This is a genomic window from Lewinella sp. JB7 (assembly GCF_024297185.1).
Classification (GTDB): Bacteria; Bacteroidota; Bacteroidia; order Chitinophagales; family Saprospiraceae; genus Neolewinella.
In genome coordinates this window covers 318,691-333,369 of record NZ_JANCTD010000005.1, presented here as the reverse complement: position 1 = coordinate 333,369, position 14,679 = coordinate 318,691, and the positions used below count along the sequence as shown (strand labels likewise).

Annotated in this window: 12 protein-coding genes; 5 read left to right on the top strand and 7 right to left on the bottom strand. The window is 54.8% G+C overall.

From position 1 onward, the window contains the following. Positions 1-473: 473 nt before the first annotated feature. From NMA52_RS11405 to NMA52_RS11395, 3 genes are all read right to left on the bottom strand, one after another. A complete protein-coding gene (locus NMA52_RS11405; protein WP_254827793.1) occupies positions 474-2,036 on the bottom strand; it encodes a carbon-nitrogen hydrolase family protein in 1,563 nt (520 codons plus the stop codon). Positions 2,037-2,124: 88 nt separating this feature from the next. Continuing rightward, a complete protein-coding gene (locus NMA52_RS11400) occupies positions 2,125-3,444 on the bottom strand; it encodes a DUF1684 domain-containing protein (RefSeq protein ID WP_254827792.1) in 1,320 nt (439 codons plus the stop codon). Between the two features lie 147 nt (positions 3,445-3,591). After that, complete coding sequence (locus NMA52_RS11395; RefSeq protein WP_254827791.1) at positions 3,592-3,978, bottom strand: hypothetical protein; 387 nt, start codon at positions 3,976-3,978, stop codon at positions 3,592-3,594. A gap of 329 nt (positions 3,979-4,307) precedes the next feature. On the opposite strand from NMA52_RS11395, the gene NMA52_RS11390 reads away from it, so the two are divergent. From NMA52_RS11390 to NMA52_RS11375, 4 genes are all read left to right on the top strand, one after another. Beyond that, a complete protein-coding gene (locus NMA52_RS11390; protein ID WP_254827790.1) occupies positions 4,308-4,481 on the top strand; it encodes a hypothetical protein in 174 nt (57 codons plus the stop codon). Between the two features lie 16 nt (positions 4,482-4,497). Beyond that, positions 4,498-4,662 carry a hypothetical protein gene (locus tag NMA52_RS11385; protein ID WP_254827789.1) on the top strand — a complete coding sequence of 55 codons (165 nt, stop codon included), beginning with the start codon at positions 4,498-4,500 and terminating at the stop codon, positions 4,660-4,662. A 973-nt stretch (positions 4,663-5,635) separates the two neighbouring features. Then, positions 5,636-8,425, top strand: a complete 2,790-nt coding sequence (locus tag NMA52_RS11380; protein WP_254827788.1) for a DEAD/DEAH box helicase family protein — start codon at positions 5,636-5,638, stop codon at positions 8,423-8,425. After that, a complete protein-coding gene (locus NMA52_RS11375; RefSeq protein ID WP_256534265.1) occupies positions 8,425-9,630 on the top strand; it encodes a restriction endonuclease subunit S in 1,206 nt (401 codons plus the stop codon). The genes NMA52_RS11380 and NMA52_RS11375 overlap by 1 nt, the downstream gene beginning before the upstream one ends. Positions 9,631-9,721: 91 nt before the next feature. On the opposite strand, the gene NMA52_RS11370 is transcribed toward NMA52_RS11375, so the two are convergent. Continuing rightward, positions 9,722-10,513, bottom strand: a complete 792-nt coding sequence (locus NMA52_RS11370) for a DUF1883 domain-containing protein (protein ID WP_254827786.1) — start codon at positions 10,511-10,513, stop codon at positions 9,722-9,724. Further along, a complete protein-coding gene (locus NMA52_RS19185; protein ID WP_371930959.1) occupies positions 10,510-10,695 on the bottom strand; it encodes a hypothetical protein in 186 nt (61 codons plus the stop codon). Before NMA52_RS19185 ends, NMA52_RS11370 begins: the two co-directional genes overlap by 4 nt. Positions 10,696-11,382: 687 nt before the next feature. Here NMA52_RS19185 and NMA52_RS19180 point away from each other — a divergent pair. Further along, complete coding sequence (locus NMA52_RS19180; protein WP_254827785.1) at positions 11,383-12,075, top strand: restriction endonuclease; 693 nt, start codon at positions 11,383-11,385, stop codon at positions 12,073-12,075. Between the two features lie 10 nt (positions 12,076-12,085). Here NMA52_RS19180 and NMA52_RS11360 read toward each other — a convergent pair whose 3' ends face one another. Further along, complete coding sequence (locus NMA52_RS11360) at positions 12,086-13,300, bottom strand: PD-(D/E)XK nuclease family protein (RefSeq protein ID WP_254827784.1); 1,215 nt, start codon at positions 13,298-13,300, stop codon at positions 12,086-12,088. A gap of 108 nt (positions 13,301-13,408) precedes the next feature. After that, positions 13,409-14,539, bottom strand: a complete 1,131-nt coding sequence (locus NMA52_RS11355; protein WP_254827783.1) for a Fic family protein — start codon at positions 14,537-14,539, stop codon at positions 13,409-13,411. Positions 14,540-14,679: the final 140 nt, after the last annotated feature.

Sequence of the window (14,679 nt, the reverse complement as noted above, 5' to 3'; positions counted from 1 at the left end):
CGGTGGCCATCCGTGGTGAGGAGCTACCCCCTCGGCGTGCAACGCCTCGACCTTAATCCGTGAGAATCGGTGGCTATCCGTGGTGAAGTCTCGGACCAGAGGCCACTCGACCTGATGATGCTCAAATCCGCAAACAAATCCGTGAGAATCGGTGGTCATCCGTGGTGAGGAGCTACCCCCTCGGCGTGCAACGCCTCGACCTTAATCCGTGAGAATCGGTGGCCATCCGTGGTGAGGAGCAACTGCCCCCCTCGGCGTGCAACGCCTCGACCTTAAATCCGTGAGGATCGGTGGCTATCCGTGGTGAGGAGCTACTGCCCCTCGGCGTGCAACGCCTCGACCTTAATCCGTGAGAATCGGTGGTCATCCGTGGTGAAGAGCCACCCCTCGGCGTGCAACGTCTCGACCTCAATCCGTGGTGAGAAAAAGTCTCGGACCAAAGGCCACTCGACCTAAAGCTAAATTTCCCCCACCTACTTCAGCGTCAGCGAATACACGTCCGTTCGCCGGTCCCGCAGGTTGTGCACGCTGCCGTGTTCGTGGAGTTCCTTCAGCAGATCGAGGTCAACGTCGGCCACCAGGATCATTTCCGTGTTCGGGGTAGCTTCGGCCTTGACGCCGTTGCTGGGGAAGGCGAAGTCGCAAGGCGTAAAGACCATCGACTGGGCGTACTGGATGTCCATATTGTGCACCTTCGGCAGGTTGCCCACCGAGCCGGCGATGGCCACGTAGCACTCGTTCTCGATGGCGCGGGCCTGAGCGCAGTGACGTACCCGGCTATAGCCGTTCTGGGTGTCGGTGAGGAAGGGAACGAAGAGGATGTCCACGTCCTGCTCGGCCAGTAAGCGGGGCAGTTCGGGGAACTCAACGTCGTAGCAGATCAGGATGCCGATCTTGCCGCAGTCGGTATCGAAGGCGCGTAGCTGTGTACCGCCCACCATGCCCCAGACCTTGGCCTCGTCGGGGGTTACGTGCAGCTTGTAGAACTTCTCTACCGAGCCGTCGCGCTTGCAGAGGTAGCCGACGTTGTAGAGCTTGCCGTCCTCCACCGAGGGCATGGAGCCGGTGATGATGTTGATGTTGTAGGAGATGCTGAACTCCGAGAACTTCTTCACGAGGGGCTCGGTGAACTCCGCCAGTTTGCGGATAGCTTCCGGCTCGGGGAGGTCGTTATAGTCGGCCATCAGCGGCGCGTTGAAGAACTCCGGGAACAGGGCGAAATCCGAGCGGTAGGCCGCTACGGCATCCACGAAGTACTCCGCGTGCTCCAGCAATTCCTCGATGCTCCGGTAGGGCCGCATCTGCCACTGGACGAGTCCGAGGCGCACGACGCTCTTGTCGGTGCCCACCTTGCGGGTCGGGGCGGTGTAGAGCACGTTGTTCCACATCAGTAGTGCGGCGTACTCCTTACTCTCCAGGTCGCCCTCGAGGTAGTTCTTCATGATCTTCTTGACCACGAAATCGTTGGCGAACTGAAAATTCAGGACGGGGTCGTGGATGTCCTTCGACTTCACCCGGTCGATGTACTGCTTGGGCGTCAGCTTGTCGGCATACTCGTAGTACTTCGGCAGGCGGCCGCCGAACATGATGCCCTCCAGGTTCCACTCCTCGCACAGCTCCTTACGGTAGTCGTACATGCGCCGGCCGAGGCGCAGGCCACGAAACTGGGGGGCTACGAAGACGTCTACCCCGTAGAGGATATTCCCCTCCGGGTCGTGGGTATCGAAGGTGTACTTGCCGGTAATCTCCTCATAGGTGTGGTTGTCGTTAAACTTGGAGTAGTCCACGATGATCGACAGGGCGCAGCCGGCGAGTTGTCCGTTGATGTGGATGGCGACCTGCCCCTCCGGGAAGCGTTCGATCAGTTGCTGGATCTCGCCGCGCGACCAGGCCGCGTCGGGCAGCATGGCGTAGGCTTTCTCCATGATGGCCCGCAGCTGCTTGTACTCCCGGATCGTGAGATACTTCAACTCCACCTTTTCGATTTCGGGGTGGACGAGGGGGGACGCTACTTCCGGGGTATTGGGACTGGCCATAGGGGTTGGTATTCGATTGGGGTAAAGGGAGAGAACGCGGAGGACGGGCACCGGGTTTGCTAGCGATGGCTCCCGCTGCCCAAAGGCCTCATTTCACCGGCGCCATTACCCCCGCCGCTACGGCGACCCGCAGGCGATTCTCCGCGGGGGGTACCGGACAGGCGTACCCATCCGTATACGCGCAGTAGGGATTGTAAGCCTTGTTGAAGTCGAGCACCACGGTATCCCCGGCCGGTACGGGGACGTCCATATACCTGCCGCCGCCGTAGCTGCTTGTTCCCGAGGTTGCGTCCTGGAACGGAACGAACAGGGTCGTCACCTCGTCATTGGTGCTTTGGTATAAGGTGAGCTCCTGCGCTTCGCCGCCCACTTTGAAGTGCGCTTTGCCGTACACCCTATAGGTCACGGAATCCGCACTACTGGTGGCCATGGTAAGTTGGGCAAAGGTGGTGTCGGGCGTGAAGCGGGCGGTGATGCGGAGACTTTCGTCGGGGGGATAAAAACCGTGGCCCTCCCCCGCCGCGAAGGCCTCCCGGTCGGCTGCGGGCAGGGGCGACGTGCCGGGGCTCAGGTACTGCTCGTTGAGGGCCCAGCGGAAGGTTTTGAGTTCTTGTTCGTAGGAGGTGTAGCCGGTTTTGATCAGGTGGTCCTTACCGTAGGAGCCGTCGGGATTCATCCAGATGTACCTGAATTCATTGCCCTCTATCTCGTAGATGTTGACCACCAGGGGCGGGCCCAGGGTGACGGGATTGCTTTTTCGGTCGCTGATGGAATACTTGCTGTTCGACAGCCATTCGATATCGAAGCGGAAGATCGCCTCCCCGACCTGCTCGGTCTGTAGGTTTCCTTCCCGCCGTACGGTGTTCGCCGCGCCGGGCAGGGGGCTGTCCAGGTATTCGCCGTCCATGATCTGGCGGAGGTCCTGACTGAATTCCCGCATATAGAGCAGGCTATCGCGGGTCACCAGCGCGGCCAGTCCGTCGTCTACGATGGTGGTGACGTAGTCCGCGAGCCGTTGGTGGAGCGTGAGCTGATCGGCCAGCAGTAGACGAATCAGGGGAGGTCCGGCGGGCGAGTCCAGGGCCGTGATCATGGCCTCGATCTCCTCCGGGGTGAAATCTTCCAGCATCGTACGGACCGCGGTAGCGTAGGTGAACAGCGCGCTTTCCCGGGCGCGGGCCGATAGCCGGTCGATGAATACCCGTTCGCCGGCGTTGGCCGTGAATGCGGGGTTTGCCTCCAACGCCTGACTGAAGCGGGCCTGAAAGCCTTCGACGCTGTACAGCCGGTCGATGAGTTCGCCGGTACGGTCCGGGGGAGCATCGGTATCCGGCATTTGCGCGTGGAGCGGTATGGGACGGAAGGCTAGCAAAAAAACAAAGCCGAGTAGGGGTAAAAGCTTATTCATAGGGGTAGGTGAATTCGCGGCAAGGTAATTGTTGGAGTGAACTGGGCGGCGGTGCGCGGGAGCCGACCAAGTACGATGCGGCCTCCGGCCGCGTAGTTCGATGCGGCTTCCGGCCGCGCTGATAAGTCTTCGTCCACCAAACTTCCATTACTCCCCGTTCTCCCCTATCCGATCCGCCCCCGTAAGCAGCACGTACACATTATACACCGGCACAAGCAACACCCACAGCGACCGACCCGCCGCCCGCATCCGGTTGACGCACACGGTAATCACCAGGTATACATACGCCAAATAAAACCACGGATACAGGTAGGGAGCAAACATAATCGGCGGTTGCCCGAACAGCAATCCATCGCCGTGTCGCCTGGGGTTCGCCAGGATAGCGAGCAGCGTAGGCACCCCGAAGAATATGAGTGCGGGAGTAACCAACAACAAGAGGGCAAAAGCGGGGAAATATTCGCGGCTGATGCGCCGGCGCGGATTGTAGAGATCTTCAAGGTAGATACCCGGGGACGGGCGGGGAGGTGTGGGCATGGGGGTGGGGTGTAGTCATAGTAAACGACCGGCGGCAGTATAGATTTTGCAGTAGAATACGGTAAAGGAAATCACCAGGATATATTGGCTTACCGAACCGGATATCATTCGCACAGGAGGCTGCCCTATCCCCAAACTCGTGTTCCTATATGCTGAGAGGCGTTCGGACAAGCGGATTGTCTTCCTTTCTGAAAAATTTAACACCACTCCACAAATAGTGGAGTGGCAAGGTGGATTATTGCACTATCAATCACCGGGAACCATCACCAACCTTCCTTTGAAGCGTGGTCAGTATGGGATCCTATTTAATAACGACTAAATAACAGTCTATGCAACCCTTATCTTTTGAAGAAACCACCACCATCGAAGGAGGAATTCCCTGGCTTGTCGTGTTAGGCGTCGGCATCATTGTCGCCGGATTCATCGACGGCTGCAACAATTCCCGCTATGAAACCACGGCGAAAGAAGAAGAACCGATTACTCCGGTAATTCCAGAGTGTTAACAATAAATTCAAAACCATGAAAAACTTACAACAACACGAAATTCTCACTGTAACGGGGGGCGAACAGCCCTCCGCCGGAAGCTGGACCCCCTGGGGCCTGCTTTACGAGATTGGGCAAGACCTCGGCCACCACTTCGGACACTGGTGGTATGGCAACGAAGAGGATCATGTAATCGATTAACTATATTGCACGTCCTCCTTCGAGGACGTGCATTTTTTAAAAGCAAGTGAAAGGAAAAATGAATTTGAACTCACCTAAAGATATCGCGAAGATTATCCTATTCATCTTATTGATCGGAGTAGTCGGTAATCTGCTATACCACTACAGTGGGGTGATCGGACACGAATTTGGGCACTGGTTTTACGGGAATGAGGGAGATCATTAGTCCAATTATACTTCACGCGGCCACTAGCTGTGAAAAGCTTGGGTCTGGTTTGAGGGTTTGGAATTTGGGTGCCAGCGATTTAGATAGTTCTTTATGGCATATAATACGAGTTGGGTTGCCGCCAGTTCTTCGATCGATTAATTACCACCCGGTAGACGGCGGTAGCGACGGCATTTTAAGCCTAGCACTTGTTTAAGGTTGCGACGCACTTGGGTCAGTCCGCGCTTGAGTCCGGTGAGCTGCTCGATACGCTCCCGCGCATGGGACAAATTACGGGGAGGTTGATTAGTATACTCGGCACTGACTCTATGCATATGATCCAGTAGCTCACTGTACAGTCGGTAGTGCTGGTGGGTGAGCAGTTCGCTAATGCCTTGGGTGATGTAGAGCTTACTCCACAGCGTTGCCGTGTTCCGGTGAATGTTGAGGATCTTTGCGCTCTCCCCGGGGACGTGGCCCTGAGTGCGCAAACACAAAAAGTGCATCCGCTGGCGGATTAAGGGGTCGTGGGAGTGAAGATGGTGGTATCTTGCTCGTTCAAGGTCAGCTGGACTGACCACGGGGAAGTACATGGGTTGGGAGGCTCGACACCCCCAAGATCGGTGCTTCCCCACTTTTCATATGCAGTGACCGCGCCAAGTATAAGTGACGCGACGTATTATTTATTTTTTGTTTTGATTTACCTTACACGGACCATTTTTAAAAAAAATAGGCTGTTTCACCGCTATTCAGGCCTCAGCCCCTACCCGTCCATCGCACCCCAAATTGATGAACCAATCCCCCGAGCAACTCGCCCGCGACCGCATCGACCGTCACCTGCGGCAGGCCGGTTGGACCGTACAGGACAAGAACAATGTCGACCTCTACGCCAATGACGGCGTGGCCGTGCGGGAGTTCCAAACCAATGAAGGACCGGCCGATTACGTGCTATTCGTAAAGCAACACCCGGTGGGCGTCATCGAGGCCAAGCGGGAGGAGGCCGGTATGAACATCACCGTGGTGGAGGAACAGAGCCTGCGCTATCTCACGGCCGGCATGAAGTTCGTCAGCACCGACAAGCTCTGCTTTGCGTACGAAAGCACGGGGGAGATCACCCGCTTCACGGATCTCCGCGACCCCCTACCCCGCAGCCGGGAAGTGTTCAGCTTTCACCGCCCGGAAACCCTGCTTTCCTGGGCCTCCACGGGACCCGCGCTCCGCCGCCGCCTGAAGGAAAATATGCCGCCCCTGCCCGAGCAGGGACTACGCCCCGCCCAGATCGAGGCAATCAATAACTTGGAACGCTCCTTCGCCGACAACCGACCGCGCGCCCTTATCCAAATGGCTACCGGTGCCGGCAAGACCTTTACCGCCTGTACTTTCGTGTACCGGCTCCTGAAGCACGCGAAGGCCAACCGCGTCCTCTTCCTGGTCGATACCCGCAACCTCGGCGAACAGGCCGAGCAGGCCTTCCTCAGCTACCAGCCCCGCGACGACAACCGCAAGTTCAGCGAGCTCTATAACTTGCAACGACTGAGCAGCAGCCACGTGGCCGGCGATAGCCAGGTCGTGATCTCCACCATCCAGCGGCTCTACGCTACCCTGAAGGGCGAGGAACTGGACGCCACCGCCGAGGAGGAAGACCCCAACGAATCCACCTGGCAAAAGAAGGAACCCCTACCCGTGGTGTACAACGAACGCCACCCCATCGAAGAGTTCGACTTCGTGGTGATCGACGAGTGCCACCGCAGCATCTATAACCTGTGGCGACAGGTACTGGACTACTACGACGCCTTCCTGATCGGCCTCACGGCTACGCCCGATAGCCGCACCTACGGCTTCTTCAACAAGAACGTGGTGAGCGAGTATACCTACGAGCAGTCGGTAGCCGATGGCGTCAACGTACCATATGACGTCTACTCCATCGAGACCCGCATTACGAAGGCGGGCAGCCTCATCCCTAAGTCGGAGCAACGCATCGAGCAACGGGAAAAGCTGAGCCGTCGCAGACGTTGGGAGGAGATCGACGAGGACGTGGAGTACGAAGGGCGCCAGCTCGACCGCGACGTGGTGAGTCCCGACCAGATCCGCACCATCATCCGGGAATTTAAGCGCGTACTGCCGGGCCTCTTCCCCGACCGCTACCACGCCGACGGGACCTTCGAGGTGCCCAAGACACTGGTGTTCGCGAAGAGCGACAGCCACGCCGACGACATCATCCAGTGCATCCGGGAGGAATTCGGGCAGGGCAACGACTTTTGTAAGAAGGTCACCTACAAATCCGAAGAAGACCCGAAGAGCGTTCTCAACCAGTTCCGCAATTCCTGGAACCCGCGCTTCGCCGTGACCGTGGACATGATCGCCACCGGCACCGACGTAAAGCCGCTGGAGGTCCTGCTTTTCCTGCGCGACGTAAAGAGCAGCAACTATTTCGAGCAGATGAAGGGCCGCGGCACCCGCACCATCGACTTCGACGCCCTGCGGGAGGTGAGCGGCACCGCCAAACACGCCAAGACCCACTTCGTGATCGTCGACGCCGTAGGGGCCACCGAGAGCAAAAAGACCGTCAGCCGTCCCCTGGAACGCAAGCCCGGCGTACCCCTGAAGGACCTGCTGGGTGCCGTCAAAATGGGCGTGCGCGACGAGGAATTGTTCAGCAGCCTCGCTAACCGCCTCATAAGACTGGAAAAACAGATCACCCCCGACGAGCGGGCGCAGTTCGAGCAGCTGGCGGGCGGGCGTACGATCAAACAGGCCGTTAAGCAGCTACTGGATGCCTACGATCCGGACGTACGGGAGGCGGCGGGGGCGCAGGTGCGAGGTGAATTACAAGGAGCCGCGCCTAATGACATCGAACGGGCAACCGAGCAGGCCCTGGAGGACCTTACCCGTAACGCAGCGCGCATCTTCAACGGGGCGCTCTGCGAATACGTGGAGAACGTGCGCAAGGTGCACAGCCAGACGATCGACCACGTAAGCGTGGACGAGGTACTGCGCAGTGAAGCGGCCGGCTTCAGTCGGGAGCGGAGCAAGGAAGTCGTTAAGGACTTCGAAAGCTGGCTACACGACCACGCTGATAAAATCGCGGCCCTGGACATTTACTTCCGCCATCCCTACCGGCGGCGGGAGGTCACCTTCGCCATGGTGAAGAGCCTGCTCGCCACCCTCAAGGCCGACCGGCCCAACCTGGCCCCGCCCTACGTGTGGGAGGCCTACGCCAAGCTGGAGAAAGTGAAGGGCGGCAAGCCCGAAAGCGAACTGGTGGCCCTGGTGAGCCTGCTGCGGCGGGTGGCCGGTCCGGACGAACGGCTGACCGACTATCCCGGACAGGTGGACCGCAACTACAAGCGGTGGATCTTCGCCCGCAACAACGACACCGGCGTCACCAAATTCACGGAGGAGCAACTGGACTGGCTGCGCATGATCCGCGACCACGTCAAGCAAAGCTTCCACCTCGAAGCCGACGACCTGGATTACGCCCCCTTCGACCAACGCGGCGGGCGGGGCGGCATGCACCGGGCCTTCGGTAAGGAAATGAATGCCGTTATTGCGGAAATGAACGAAATATTGGTGGCGTGATGAGGGAAGGGTGGAAAGATTTGAAACTTAAAGATGTCGGTAAAATTGTGAGTGGTGGCACTCCTAAAACTAAAATCCCTGAATATTGGAATGGGAATATATCCTGGATAACTCCAGCAGATTTGTCAGGCTATAGCGAGATATACATAAAAAGGGGCAAAAAGAGCATCACGAAAACTGGCCTAGATGCATCATCCGCCAAACTGATGCCTAAAGGTTCCGTTCTTTTCTCTTCTAGGGCTCCTATTGGCTATGTTGTAGTTGCCAGTGAGGAAGTTGCAACTAATCAAGGATTTAAAAGTGTAGTTCCAGATCAAAACTTAGTATCTGAATACTTATACTACTACTTAAAATCAATTAAGCCGTTGGCTGAAAGTAGAGCTAGCGGAACTACCTTCAAGGAAATATCAAAAAAAGTCTTTGCTGAGTTACCAATCCCCATCCCCCCCCTCCCCGAGCAACGCGCCATCGTAGCCAAGCTGGAGCGGCTCTTTGCGGAGCTGGACCGCTCGGTGGCGGAGCTGGAGACGGCGCGGGAGAAGCTGAAGGTGTATCGGCAGAGTGTGTTGAAGGAGGCGTTTAGCTCGTATCAAGATGGCGTGCCTATTGATAGTATCGCCGATGTGAAGGGTGGATTCGCGTTCAAAAGCAAGACTTTCTTAAAAGATCATGGGGAATATCAAGTTATAAAAATTGGAAATATAAAGCCTGGTAGACTTGAACTTCTCAAATCCCCTGCTTATCTCAATCGCGTTTCAAACCAATTAATCAGGAAGGCTGGCTTGCTTCAAGGTGATGTGCTGGTTACTCTAACAGGTACAAAAGGGCAACGTGATTATGGATGGACAGCAATTGTAAACAAAGACAATTTATTACTCAACCAGAGAGTAGCTGCTCTTCGATTTAACAAATCAGAATATGACCCTAAATTCTTTCTGTACTACTCCTGGACTCGACACTTTCGAGATCGTTTTTTTGAAACTGAAACAGGAAATACGGGACAAGGAAATGTAGGAATGAAATCAGTTCGAAAAACGCTGATTCCGCTACCTTCAATCAAAGAACAAATTGACGTAGTCCAAGAAATAGAATCCCGTTTCTCCGTAGCCGACCGCCTCGAGCGGGACATTACGGAGAGCCTGGAACGGGCGAAGGGGTTGCGGCAGGGGTTGTTGAAGCGGGCGTTTGCGGGGGAGTTGGTTTAGAACCGTTTGTTCGTCAACATACAAAACCTCCTGATACACTTGTGTCAAGCGTACCAGGAGGTTAACCGTTAAGGAGCTCTCTAAGTAGGATCTAGGCGGCGGCAGTTCCGAACCCATCTGTAGTCTTCACGACACCAGCAATTTCGACAGCAATATCTTCGATAGATGCGTCTGAAGTCGATCGTGCTAACTTGTCCGCAAGGGATGGACTAAAGGAAAGGACCTCCTCTTGGCCGATATTGTGCCAGATAGGTAGCATCTTCTGCTTTCCACTTATCGAGTTAGATACGATGCCATCTAGTTCATAGTTAGTCCACGGCTTCGCAATGAAAGCTGGAGAAATTATTACAACTCCAAAACGGCTCCGAGACAGACCTGCATCAATTGAGCGACGTAGGCTGTCTCCAATCTGCATTACCAGTTCGTCATACCATACTGACAGCCCTTGAGCTTGTAGAGCTAAGACGAGCGCACGTACTACATCGTTTTTATCTTCCGATGCATGGGAAACAAAGACATCGTACTCGGGACTGGAAGAACCAATCCCTGAGAACTCATCTTTGTCCCGCACCAGGGATGAAAGGGGACTGTCAGTTTGCCGAAGTGTCGGAAGTGCTACGGGCAACATTCGCACACTCGATCGGACCGTGCCTCGCATCCCTTCCAAATCTACCGTCACATACCATTGACCTGTGCTAGGAATTACGAGTTTAACCGGGGACCGCTTAGCAAGCCCGCCCGTATAGCGGTGTGCTTTGCCCTGCTTAAACATACTGAGATTATGAGAATCCATGAGTCTCACATTAGCGGCAGACCCCTGAAGCGTAATCTCAACGATAGCCCCTCTGGATTGCTGCCCCAATTTATACTGCTGGAATTTCATTTGTCTGAGTTGTTTTCTTTGCGGACGCCCTTGTAAGGGGTGCCATCGCCTTTTACAGACATAAACTGACCCGAGTCAACATCCCGTTTCATAAACTTCTGTGTTTTGGGATTAAAGGTTTGGGAGCGCTTGCGGACCGCCCCGTGACGCCGGCCATCGCCGGATTTTCCATTCGTTGCCATCTGACATGAATTTGAAGGGTGAAAAAGTACGAGACTTACCAAGATCACCACCACATCAGAGTTTGCAAATTTTAGGCGGAAGCCTTACTTTTGCGAGTGAAGTACTCGGGGTCGTAGCAGTGATGTTGCGGCCTCGTTTTGTTTTACAAATATACGGCAGCACTAAATTGGTTTCATCTATAGTTATCCACACCATGTGGATAATTATAGTTAATTCGTTGACTATAAGCTGATTAAGTTATTTTTCAAACTTATTCACCATGTGGATAACCTGTAATCAAACAAATAGATGCGTGTAATTATGTGGAAAACACACCTCCGTAACTATTTAGATTACACTTCATCTCTATGAAAACCCCAAGTCTACCTAGTCCGCGCGGGTCGTCACGGCGAACGTGAAGCAGCCGCAATCGAAGGCGGAATCGCCACTATTGGATTAACGACATAGGTGACCTACGCGACTTTAGCTCTCGCGATGAGGTAAAAGCCCACTTTACTGAGTTCTACCCAGACAAGAGCGCGGGTGCGGTTGGGGGACGTGCCGGGCAAGTCTGGAGGATCAGTCACGGTATTCCGGAAGGGGCTACGATCATTTTGCCTAGCAAAATGCAGTCGACGGTACACGTAGGTATAGTCACTGGCCCCTATTACTATTCCTCCGATCCACAAAGCCCACACTGCCTTCCGGTGAAGTGGAAGGCTGAAGTATCCCGAGCATCCTTCGATAAGGACCTCCTTTATTCCTTCGGTAGTTTGCTCACCGTTTCTTCAGTTAATCGGGAAGCGGCGGCCGAGCGTATCTGGAATATGGTTAACGGAAAGAAGACACCGGACACCCTTACACCATCGCGTACGTCGGTGGAAACCGTTGAAGAATCCGCGGAGGATAGTGAAATCGATCTGGCCCGTCGCGCAGAAGATGATATCGTTAGCTACATGAACCGGACGCTTGACGGGCACGACTTTGCGGACTTGATCACGCAGTTGCTGGAAGTGCAGGGATACGTCAGTCAGTCCAGCTCCCCCGGAGCAGATGGTGGCGTAGACATTCTGGCGGGTTCCGGACCGCTTGGTTTTCAGGAGCCTCGGGTGTGCGTCCAGGTGAAGTTTCCTGGCGGCACGGTCGATGTGAAGATTCTCCGCGAGCTGCAGGGGGTGATGCGTCGTACTAAGGCAGAGCACGGTCTGCTGGTGTCTTGGGGCGGATTTAGGCAGTCCGTGCTTAAAGAAGCCCGTGACGATCATTTCTACATCCGCCTTTGGTCAGAACAGGACGTGCTTGAGCAATTCTACCGGCACTACGACAAGCTGAGTGAGGAGTGGCGCGTTCGGATACCGCTGCGGCGGATATGGGCACTGGTTTCTGAGGGGGAGGGGTAGTAGGTTATACTTAAGAGCTGAGAGAAGATAGCGGTTGTTGAGAATCATTACATAAATTGACTACCTTTTCGACTACGTTGGAGATTAACCTAGCTCGAAGGGCTGGATCAAAAAGTTTCGTCATTTCTTCTGGGTTGCCAAAATTGAACAGATTGTCTTTGCATACCCACCATTCGTTGGTCGATCTGTTCTGCTTAAAGAATGGTACTTCCGCCAAACGATCTTCCAATATGTTCCGGCTGATTTGATTTCTGTTGCCAATGATGCCGTACACCGTTTGATCAGCGACACTTGTGGATTGGCCTTGCACTTCAACTTTCACCTCGGGCGGCCACGCGCGGTGAGCCATCGCGAGCGAGGTCCACTTTTTGGAAGCCATATCTGCATTACCGTGGCCGTATACATTCATGGTCCACATGTTTCCCAATTTTTCAGTCAGGGCGGCACTTAGGTCCTCAAAGAAGTCCGCCACCGCTTTTACCCTCACAGTGGCAATCTGCTTACTGACCAGATCAGCCACTACAAAGTTGTTCCGGATAGCGGCATTCAGTTCTTCAATCATTTCATCGTTGGTTAGCTTTCCAGTCAATTTTTTGACCAGGAAAATGTATTGCTTCAAGGTTTCGCGGAGGGGTGGGTGATCAACGGCCTTTTCCTGGCAACGGAGTAACCACCGGAGCAAGTGTTCACGATAGGAGATCTGATGATACCACGGTGTTTGGTCTGTCGGTGCTCCCGCCTCGCTAACATCGGTGGATTCCCGTCCATCCAGGGTCAGGTAGATTAGCACACTGCCTTCAGGATCCCGCGCGTGCAGGTAGTCGCGGTTTCTTCCTAGTTGATTCTCCTGGTCCGCGGCGTAAATCTTGTTCTCGATAATACATTCACGTTGACCGGATTGCAGGTAAATATCCGCCCGGCACTGCGGCAAAATTTTTTCCGCTTCGACACTTGTCTGATCGCTTACGGGAAACTGGATTTGAATCACTTCAAAAAACAAGCTGGCAAATACCGAGCCCATTTCATGGGTGCCGCGAGGATTCAGCAGATCCTTGATGAAAGCGGAGTGGAGGTAAACTTCATCATGGTCCTTCCGTAGCAGCGAGAAGATGTTGAAGTTTTCCTTTTTCAGTTTGGTGATGCGGTCGTTGGCTGCCTTGATTCTTGTAACTTGACTGAGGAGATGGTTTACGCTGTTCCTGTCAAATGTTAAGTTGGTGGTCATTTATGGATGATCGTTGTTTATCTGTGCTGTCATATGCGGTGGTAGCCAAGCTACTCATTAAAGCTTGAATACAGCGTATATGCGACGACGCGAGTATGGGCTATTAATCTACCGCCTGCTGGAGAAAAGCTCGAGGTAATCCCTGAACTCGAACAGCTTCTCCCGGCCGGAAGTGGGTCTTTCCTGTAGAATATCAACTGCTTGCAGGGCCTGGAGGAGACGACTGGAAGTGTTTTCCGACTTTCCCATCAGTTCCGCCGCTTCCGTGATCGTGATAACCGGACGCAGGTACAGAGCATCCATGACGATACGTGCATCCTCGGCCTTTCTTCCCAGAGTCAGCAGTGTTGCGTCAACCGACTTTGATAATTTCAGAATTCCGTCAAACGTCCGGATTCCATCACGGGCGGTTTCCGCCACGCCGACGAGGAAGAAGCGGAGCCATTGTTTGAGGTCGTTTTTCGCGTGTACGCCGGAAAGGTTATCGTAGTAAAGTCGGCGGTTGCGCTCAAAGAAATCGGATAGGTAAAGCACGGGGCTACGTAGGGTGCCGGTGCTGATCAGATACAGCGTGATCAGCAATCTTCCCACCCGCCCGTTGGCGTCCAGAAACGGGTGGATCGTCTCAAACTGATAGTGCAGGATGGCGGCGCGCAGCAGGTCGGGCAACGGGTGTTCTTGGTCGTTCGCGAAGTGCTCTAGGTCAGAGAGTAATCTTCCTAGTTCACCAGCGGGTGGGGGCACAAAAACCGCATCGGAGATGCTCGCGCCGCCGATCCAGTTCTGGCTGTTCCTGAACTCTCCGGGCATCTTGTGCTGCCCCCGTACCCCTGCCAGCAGCATGCCGTGGGCTTCCCGAATAAGACGGGAAGAGATGGGCAGATCCGTCAGTCGGTTGATGGAGTGCTTCATGGCCGCGATGTAGTTGGTGACCTCTTCCCAGTCTTGCCGGCGGTCCTGCGGCAATTCCTCCCGGTGCATGAAGGCTTCGGCGAATTCGGTCCTGGTTCCTTCGATGCGATTGGACTCCACCGCTTCCTTCGTCAGGTGCATGCTGATGAAGAGGTCGATATTGACGTAGCCCGAGAATGCATCCAGTCGCCCCAGCTCAATGTTGGCCTTGCTTAGCAGGTGGATAATTTCTGGATCGCTGATCTCCCACTTGCGGTTAACGGGGTTGGGTATAAAGGCGCGATAGTAGCCTTGGTTTACCCAATTTCCAGCTTCAAACTTCAGCATAGCTGCTTTTTTGAAGCAAAATAGACTATTGTCTTCAAAATATGGCAGTTTGTGAAGATGAAGATGGAGTTACCTTCATTTCCCGCGCAGTCGGAGACCGCATCGTGCTTGCGCGGCCAGAGGCCGCTTTGTACTACCTT

What these genes read in the sequence shown, in the direction of transcription:
- NMA52_RS11405 (WP_254827793.1), bottom strand. Translation starts at nt 2,036, where the DNA reads ATGGCCAGTCCCAATACCCCGGAAGTAGCGTCCCCCCTCGTCCACCCC.
- NMA52_RS11385 (WP_254827789.1), top strand. Translation starts at nt 4,498, where the DNA reads ATGAAAAACTTACAACAACACGAAATTCTCACTGTAACGGGGGGCGAA.
- NMA52_RS19185 (WP_371930959.1), bottom strand. Translation starts at nt 10,695, where the DNA reads ATGGCAACGAATGGAAAATCCGGCGATGGCCGGCGTCACGGGGCGGTC.
- NMA52_RS11360 (WP_254827784.1), bottom strand. Translation starts at nt 13,300, where the DNA reads ATGACCACCAACTTAACATTTGACAGGAACAGCGTAAACCATCTCCTC.
- NMA52_RS11395 (WP_254827791.1), bottom strand. Translation starts at nt 3,978, where the DNA reads ATGCCCACACCTCCCCGCCCGTCCCCGGGTATCTACCTTGAAGATCTC.
- NMA52_RS11370 (WP_254827786.1), bottom strand. Translation starts at nt 10,513, where the DNA reads ATGAAATTCCAGCAGTATAAATTGGGGCAGCAATCCAGAGGGGCTATC.
- NMA52_RS11390 (WP_254827790.1), top strand. Translation starts at nt 4,308, where the DNA reads ATGCAACCCTTATCTTTTGAAGAAACCACCACCATCGAAGGAGGAATT.
- NMA52_RS11355 (WP_254827783.1), bottom strand. Translation starts at nt 14,539, where the DNA reads ATGCTGAAGTTTGAAGCTGGAAATTGGGTAAACCAAGGCTACTATCGC.
- NMA52_RS11380 (WP_254827788.1), top strand. Translation starts at nt 5,636, where the DNA reads ATGAACCAATCCCCCGAGCAACTCGCCCGCGACCGCATCGACCGTCAC.
- NMA52_RS11375 (WP_256534265.1), top strand. Translation starts at nt 8,425, where the DNA reads ATGAGGGAAGGGTGGAAAGATTTGAAACTTAAAGATGTCGGTAAAATT.
- NMA52_RS11400 (WP_254827792.1), bottom strand. Translation starts at nt 3,444, where the DNA reads ATGAATAAGCTTTTACCCCTACTCGGCTTTGTTTTTTTGCTAGCCTTC.